This window comes from Sphingosinicella sp., assembly GCF_052388015.1.
Taxonomy (GTDB): domain Bacteria; phylum Pseudomonadota; class Alphaproteobacteria; order Sphingomonadales; family Sphingomonadaceae; genus Allosphingosinicella.
Map to the genome: position 1 here is coordinate 1 of NZ_JBQTIN010000162.1, position 7466 is coordinate 7466.

A 7466-nucleotide genomic window follows, 5' to 3' on the forward strand; every position below is an offset into this window, starting at 1 on the left:
CGCTCGCCAAAAGGAACCTGCAGCTCCCGGAGCGGGGCGAAACGGCGGCGGCGCTGAACGAAGCGTTGAGCCAGGCGCTTGCACGTTCATTGCTTTTCCAGGCTGCTGCACTGCCCGACGCGATCTACCCGGCGATGTTCAGCCGCTACGAGACCGGCCACGATTTCGGCGCCCATGTCGACAATGCCTGGCGGCCGCTGCCCGGCGGCGGGCGGATCCGCACCGATTTGTCCGCCACCCTCTTCCTCGCCGATCCGGACAGCTTTGACGGCGGCGAGCTGATGATCGAGGACATGGCCGGGGACCGCGCGATCAAGCTGCCCGCCGGCGACCTGATCCTCTATCCCTCGACCAGCCTGCACCGGGTCGCGCCGGTGACGCGCGGCGCGCGGCTGGCGGCGGTGTTCTGGGTTCAGAGCCTCGTCGCCCGCGACGAGCAGCGCTCATTGCTGCTCGATCTCGATCTCGCCATCCAGTCCCTCCGTCCCAAAGCCGGCGACGAGGATCCGGCCCTGGTCGCGCTCACCGGCGTCTATCACAATCTGCTGCGGCTCTGGTCGAGCTAGACGGTCGGTCGTCCCGCGCCCGCTTCAATCAGAGCGCGCTGCGGCCATAGGCGCTGAGCAGCACGAGACCGACGAGGGTGGCGAGCATCGCGTGGTTCGCAGGGCGCGACTTCACGAACAGCAAGGCGATCAGCAATCCGAAAATGCCAAGCGTGCTCGTCAGCCCGACCAGCATCGCCGCGTCGCTGATCGGCTCGGGCTCGGCGATCGGACGGATGACGTCGAGCCGGTCTGGCCCGCGATACCGAGCATATAGGCGGTGAGCATCGCCCCCACGATCATCCGTTTCTGCCGCTCGTACCAGGCGTCGAAGTCGGGCCATTGCTCGGGATCGGACGGGAAGATCAGGGTGGCGGCGAAATAATAAGTGCCGAAGATAGCGAGCACCGCATACAGCGTCAGCGGGTCGGCGCTGAGCCGGCCACGGAGCTGATAGCCGGCCGCCCAGAAGCCGGTCAGCTCGAGGACCACGAACAGGCCGAGCAGCGGCGCCATCCAGCCGATGTGCACCGGCTTGGAAGCCCGCTTCATTTCGAGCGCGCGGGAAAATCGCCAAGCACCGCGACGGTCGCGAGGCCCACCAGCAGGCCGAACAAGGTGAAGACCAGCGAAAAGGGCTCCATACGGCCTCCCTTGGGATCGCAAACCGTAAGCGCTGGGCCTGCGATGGCAAGCCTTGGCCGGTCTGCACGAACCTTGTAACCAGCGCGCCTTATGCCCTTTGCCGTGCCCGCACGCCTGTTCGCACCGTCTGTCGCCGCCGCATTGCTCGCCGGCTGCGCGGGGCATGTCGCGGATTATGTCGGCGACCGCGAGGCGATCGTCGCGCCGCAGATCGAGCGGTTCGGCCTCAACCTCAGGCAGACGCAATGCGTCGCGAACCGGCTGACCCAGACGCTGACGCCGCGGCAATTGCGCTTTCTCAACCGCCAGCTGCGCGACGTGCGGCGCGGCTATTACGATCCGGACCGACTGATGGTGCGCGATCTCATCCGCGCCGCGAGCGGCATGGCCGACAATGCGATCGGCCTCGCCATGGTGCGCGCGACGGCGAGCTGCGACGCCTCGCCCGACGCGATCGCGGCGAGCGAGGTGGCCCGCTTCATGGCGGCGATGCCCCCGACGCCGCCACGCCGGCCCGCCTGGCTCAGCCTCGGCGCGGCGCCGAGCGGTCAGGCGATCGCGATCGATGGCGCGACGCTGGAGCAGCAGGGGACGACCCGCACCGCATGGTTCCGCCTGATCGATCCGCCGCCCGCGCCCGCGAACCAGAACACCTATCGGCTCAGGATCGACTGCGCCGCGCGGACGATCAATTCGCTCGCGAGGCGGCGGCAGGAGACCGACGGCCGCGTCTCCGAATTCCGCGAATATCCGGACAACCCGCTCCCGGTCGAAGGCGGCACGGTGATGGAGATCGCCTTCCTGTCACTCTGCCAGGATGCGCCGGCGGCGACGCAGCAACAACCGGCGCCGACACCGCCGCGTAATCCGGGCCAGCAGACGCCCGCCTTGCCGTCGCGCGGCGCGCTGCTAGCGTGATGCGATGTCCGCCGCGCCCGAGCATGTCGATGTCCTGATCGTCGGGGCGGGGATTTCCGGAATCGGCGCGGCCTGTCGGCTCAGGGAGCGCTGCCCGGGCAAATCCGTCCTGATCCTCGAGGCGCGCGCGCGGGCCGGCGGCACCTGGGATCTGTTCCGCTATCCTGGCATCCGCTCCGATTCCGACATGTACACGCTCGGTTTCCCGTTCCGGCCGTGGCGGGGCGAGAAGGCGATCGTCGATGGCGCCTCGATCCGCGCCTATGTCGAGGAAACGGCGCGCGCGCATGGCGTCGCCGATCGGATACGCTTCAAGCATAAAGCATTGCGCGCGTCATGGTCTTCCGATGAGGCGCGATGGACGGTCGAGGCCGAGGCGGCGGGCGGGACGCGGCACTTCACCTGCGCGTTCCTGTATCTCGGCAGCGGTTATTACGATTACGATTTCGGCTATCGACCCGAATGGCAGGGGGAGGCGGACTTCGCCGGCAAGATCGTCCATCCGCAATTCTGGCCGGAAGATCTGGACGTCGCCGGCAAGCGGGTCGTGATCATCGGCAGCGGCGCGACCGCGGTGACGCTCGCGCCCGCCCTCGCCGAACAGGGCGCCGGGGTGACGATGCTGCAGCGCTCGCCGAGCTATGTCGTTTCGCGGCCTTCGAGGGATTCGCTCGTCGGCAAGATCGGGCCGCGGCTGACGCGCTGGAAGAACGTCCTGCTCGGAGCCTGGTTCTTCAAGCGGGCGCGGACGAAGCCGGACAGGGTCCGCGCCGCGATCCGCAAGCTCGCCGCCGTCGATCTGCCGCCCGGCTACGACGTGGATCGCCATTTCAACCCGACCTACAATCCGTGGGACCAGCGCGTCTGCCTGATCCCCGACGCCGATCTGTTCAAGGCGATCGGCCGCGGCGAGGTGGCGGTCGTCACCGACCGGATCGCTCGCTTCACCAGGGATGGGGTCGCGCTGGAAGGCGGCGACGAGCTCAAGGCCGACATCGTCGTCACCGCCACCGGCCTCGTCGTGAAGCTGCTGGGCGGCATGGCGCTCGACATCGACGGCAAGTCGATCACGATCGCCGATCACCTCAGCTACAAGGGTGCGATGTTGAGCGACGTGCCTAATCTCGCGGTCAGCTTCGGCTATACCAACGCCTCCTGGACGCTGAAGAGCGACCTCACCGCCCGCTTTGTCTGCCGTCTGCTCAACCATATGGACAAGGAGGGCGCGGCGATTGTGACGCCGGTGCTTGGCGATGCCGCGATCGAGCGCAAGCCGATGCTCGATTTCAGCTCCGGTTATGTCCAGCGCGCCCAGGGCCACATGCCGAGCCAGGGCACGACGCCGCCCTGGCGCGTCCATCAGAACTATCCGCGCGACGTCATCGCGCTGCGCTTCGGCAAGATCGACGACGGTGTGATGCGCTTCGGCCGATTGACTCCCGCCGAGGATCGCGTCACTTGACGTTAACGTAAAGCGGAGCCCGCGCCATGAACGATATGGACGAATTTCGTGAAGATGTGCGCGCCTGGCTGGAGGCGCACTGCCCGCCCGAAATGCGCGAGCCGATGCGCGACGAGAGCGACGCCTGCTGGGGCGGCCGCAATCCGGTCTTCAAGAACGAGGCGCAAAAGCTCTGGATGGAGCGGATGGCTGCGCGCGGCTGGACGGTGCCGGACTGGCCGACCGACTATGGCGGCGGCGGCCTCTCGCCGGCCGAAACCAAGGTCCTGAAGCAGGAAATGGCGCGGATCGGCGCGCGCAACCCGCTAATGAGCTTCGGCATCTCGATGCTCGGCCCGGCTTTGCTCAAATACGGCAATGAGGAGCAGAAGAAGCTCTATCTCACCCAGATCGCCAAGGGCGAAATCCGCTGGTGTCAGGGCTATTCAGAGCCGGGCGCCGGCTCCGACCTGGCCTCGTTGCAGACCAAGTGCGAGGACAAGGGCGATCACTGGCTGGTCAACGGCCAGAAGGTCTGGACCTCTTACGCCGACAAGGCCGACTGGATCTTCTGCTTGGTCCGCACCGACACGCAGGCGCCGAAGCACAAGGGGATCAGCTTCCTCCTCTTCGACATGGCGAGCGAGGGTGTCTCGACCAGGCCGATCCTGTTGATCTCGGGATACTCGCCCTTCTGCGAGACCTTCTTCGACGATGTGAAGGTGCCGAAGGACCAGTTGGTCGGCGAGCTCAACAAGGGCTGGGACGTCGCCAAGTACCTTCTCGGCCATGAGCGCGAGATGATCTCCGGCATGGGCCTCGGCGGCCAGTCCGGGTCGCTCGGCGCCGCGCTCGGCGACGTGCTCGCCGACGATCCCATCCTGCGCGCCGATGTCGCCCGCTTCGATGTCGACGCGATGGCCTTCCGGGCGATGAGCGAGCGCTTCATCGACGAACTGAAGGCCGGCCGCGCCCATCCCGCCCAGCCGTCGATGATGAAATATGCCGGCACCGAGCTGAACAAGGCGCGGCACGAGCTCGTCATGGCCGCGGGCGGCTCGAACGCGCTGGAATGGGAGAGCGACCGCTCGAAGCAGGGCAAGGCGGCGCGCGAATGGCTGCGCACCAAGGCCAATTCGATCGAGGGCGGGACGAGCGAGGTGCAGCTCGGCATCGTCGCCAAGCGCATCCTCGATCTGCCGGGAGCCTGAAAGATGCCGCTTTATCACACTGACGATCAGGTGATGCTGCGCGATACGGCGCGCGGCTTCATGGCCGATGAAGGCGCGATCGCGAAGCAGCTCCGTCACTGGCGCGACAAGCAGTGCAAAGACGGTTTCGGCCACGGCCTGTGGAAGCAGTTCGCCGAAATGGGTTTCACCGGCATATTGATCGACGAGGCGGACGGGGGGCTGGGCCTCGGGCATGTCGAGGCGGGAATCGTACTGGAGGAGATCGGCCGGAACCTGACGCCGTCGCCCTTCCTGATGACCGCGGTGGCGTTCGTCGAGGCGGTGAAGGGCACGGTGCTCAAAGACCGCTGGTTCCCCGGCATATTGTCTGGCGATACCGTCGCGGCGCTGGCGATTGACGAGGGGCCGAAGCACCGGCCGGACGCGATCGAAATGCGCGCCGAGCGGTCGGGCAACGGCTTCAAGCTGTCCGGCCGCAAGCAGTTCGTCGTACAGGGCGCGTCGGCGGATGTCGTGCTGGTCGCGGCAGAGACGGATGACGGCCTCACCCTGTTCGCGGTCGAGAAGGGCGCGGGCGGGCTGGAGACCGAGGGCGTCCGGCTCGCCGATTCCAGCATCGGCGCGCGGATGACCTTCGACGGCGTCGAGGTCGATTCAGACGCGGTGGTCGGCGAAGTTGGCGGCGGGCACGAAGTGCTGGACCGCGCGCTTCGCGCCGGACGCACCGGCGCCGCGGCCGAGCTGGTCGGCGTCGGCACCGCGTCGATGGACATGACGGTCGATTACCTCAAGCAGCGCAAGCAGTTCGGCCGGCTGATCGGCGAGTTCCAGGCGCTGCAATTCCGCGCCGCGCATCTTTATTCCGAGCTGGAGGTCGCCCGCGCCGCGACGCTGAAGGCGCAGCAATTGCTCGACGAAGGCGCACCCGAAGCGGAGGCGATGGTCTCGGTCGCCAAGGCCAAGGCCGGCCGCGCCTCCCTGCTCGCCGTGCAGGAGGGCGTGCAGATGCACGGCGGCATCGGCATGACCGACGAATATGATATCGGCCTCTACATGAAGCGCGACCGTGTGCTGAACGAGCTGTTCGGCGATCCGGCCTTCCATGCGGACCGCCTGGCGCGGATGAACGGCTATTAGCTTCTCCCTCTCCCGCGCGCGGGAGAGGGGGCTAGGAGATTGCTGTGGCCCTGGATCCCGACACCTTCGACGCCCTGATCGAGACGATCCGCCGCTTCGTCGCCGAGCGGCTGCGACCGCTGGAGGAGAAGGTCGCCGAGGAGGATGAGGTTCCGGAAGACATCGTCCGCGAGATGCGGGAATTGGGGCTGTTCGGACTCTCGATCCCGGAAGAGTTTGGCGGGCTCGGCCTCACCATGTCCGAGGAGGTCCGGGTCGCGCTGGAATTCGGGCGGACAACGCCGGCCTTCCGCTCGGTGTTCGGCACCAATGTCGGGATCGGCAGCCAGGGGCTCGTCATGGCGGGCTCCGACGCGCAGAAAACCGAATGGCTGCCGCGCATCGCGTTGGGCGAGATCGTCACCAGCTTCGCGCTGACCGAGCCGGGCGCCGGCAGCGACAGCGCCTCGGTCCAGACTCGCGCCGTGCGGGATGGGGACGTCTACAGGCTCAGCGGCACCAAGCGCTTCATCACCAACGCCGACAAGGCCAGCCTGTTCACGGTGATGGCGCGGACGGGCGGAGAAGGAGCGCATGGCGTCTCCGCCTTCCTTGTTCCCGCCGATTTGCCCGGCGTCTCGATCGGCAAGCCCGAGAAGAAGATGGGCCAGCAGGGCGCCCATGTCTGCGACGTCAATTTCGACGAGGCGCCGGTGCCGGCAGTGAACCGGCTGGGCGAGGAGGGCGAGGGCTTCAAGATCGCCATGCGCGTGCTGGATCGCGGCCGGCTGCACATCGCCGCGGTCTGCGTCGGCGTCGCCGAGCGGTTGATCGCCGACGCGGTTGGCTATGCGAGTGAGCGCCGGCAGTTCGGCAAGTCGCTCGCCGATTTTCAGCTTATCCAGGCGATGATCGCCGACAGCAAAACCGAAGCGCTGGCGGCTCGCTCGCTGGTACTCGACACCGCAGCAAGGAAGGATCGCGGCGAGCCGATCGTCCTCGAAGCGGCGGCGGCCAAATATTTCGCCAGCGAGATGGTCGGCCGCGTCGCCGATCGCGCCGTCCAGATCTTCGGCGGCGCCGGCTATATCGCCGATTACGGCATCGAGCGGCTCTATCGCGACGTCCGCCTGTTCCGCATCTACGAAGGCACCAGCCAGATTCAGCAGCTTGTCATCGCTCGTGAGACGATCAAAGCTGGCGGGTGATCGAAGCAAGGGGGATGGCGATGAAAAGGTGGTTGATCGGCGCGGGACTGGCTCTGCTTGCAACGCCGGCGATGGGCCAGGATCGTGGTCTGCGTGACGCTGTGGCGAGCGACTATCGCGCCAATCTCGCGGCCTTGTTCGACCACTTCCATCGCAATCCGGAGCTTTCCGGCCGCGAGGTGCAGACCTCGGCGCGGATGGCGCGCGAGTTGCGCGCGCTCGGCTATGACGTGACGACCGGCGTCGGCGGCACCGGCGTGGTGGCGCTGCTTCGTAATGGCGCTGGCCCGACGGTGATGGTCCGCGCCGACATGGACGGCCTGCCGCTGGAGGAGCGCTCCGGCGTCCCCAATCCGTCGCGCGCCCGCCAGACCGACGCCAATGGCACCGAGCAGCCGGT

The 7466-nt window shown here is 67.2% G+C and carries 8 protein-coding genes and 1 pseudogene; 7 read left to right on the forward strand and 2 right to left on the reverse strand.

Annotation, left to right across the window (positions count from 1 at the left end):
• The coding region (locus ACT4N3_RS13065) for a Fe2+-dependent dioxygenase (protein WP_444855664.1) at positions 1 to 566 on the forward strand (566 nt) is incomplete at its 5' end.
• 28 nt (positions 567 to 594) lie between these two features.
• On the opposite strand, the gene ACT4N3_RS13070 is transcribed toward ACT4N3_RS13065, so the two are convergent.
• On the reverse strand, positions 595 to 741 hold the full coding sequence (locus tag ACT4N3_RS13070) for a hypothetical protein (RefSeq protein ID WP_444855665.1): 147 nt from the start codon (positions 739 to 741) through the stop codon (positions 595 to 597).
• Positions 726 to 1097: a hypothetical protein gene (locus ACT4N3_RS13075; protein WP_444855666.1), complete on the reverse strand. Its 372-nt coding sequence runs from the start codon at positions 1095 to 1097 to the stop codon at positions 726 to 728. The genes ACT4N3_RS13070 and ACT4N3_RS13075 overlap by 16 nt, the downstream gene beginning before the upstream one ends.
• A 195-nt stretch (positions 1098 to 1292) precedes the next feature.
• On the opposite strand from ACT4N3_RS13075, the gene ACT4N3_RS13080 reads away from it, so the two are divergent.
• The 6 genes and pseudogenes from ACT4N3_RS13080 to ACT4N3_RS13105 form a co-directional block, all read left to right on the forward strand.
• Positions 1293 to 2108, forward strand: coding sequence for a hypothetical protein (locus ACT4N3_RS13080; RefSeq protein ID WP_444855667.1), 816 nt, complete (start codon positions 1293 to 1295; stop codon positions 2106 to 2108).
• A 4-nt stretch (positions 2109 to 2112) separates the two neighbouring features.
• Positions 2113 to 3570, forward strand: coding sequence for a flavin-containing monooxygenase (locus ACT4N3_RS13085; protein ID WP_444855668.1), 1458 nt, complete (start codon positions 2113 to 2115; stop codon positions 3568 to 3570).
• Between the two features lie 26 nt (positions 3571 to 3596).
• Complete coding sequence (locus ACT4N3_RS13090; RefSeq protein WP_444855669.1) at positions 3597 to 4760, forward strand: acyl-CoA dehydrogenase family protein; 1164 nt, start codon at positions 3597 to 3599, stop codon at positions 4758 to 4760.
• A 3-nt stretch (positions 4761 to 4763) separates the two neighbouring features.
• Positions 4764 to 5879 carry an acyl-CoA dehydrogenase family protein gene (locus ACT4N3_RS13095; RefSeq protein ID WP_444855670.1) on the forward strand — a complete coding sequence of 372 codons (1116 nt, stop codon included), beginning with the start codon at positions 4764 to 4766 and terminating at the stop codon, positions 5877 to 5879.
• A 44-nt stretch (positions 5880 to 5923) separates the two neighbouring features.
• The gene (locus tag ACT4N3_RS13100; RefSeq protein WP_444855671.1) at positions 5924 to 7066 is read left to right on the forward strand and encodes an acyl-CoA dehydrogenase family protein; all 1143 of its coding nucleotides are present in this window, start codon (positions 5924 to 5926) and stop codon (positions 7064 to 7066) included.
• Positions 7067 to 7086: 20 nt separating this feature from the next.
• Positions 7087 to 7466, forward strand: a pseudogene (locus tag ACT4N3_RS13105) (amidohydrolase); the annotation flags it as partial.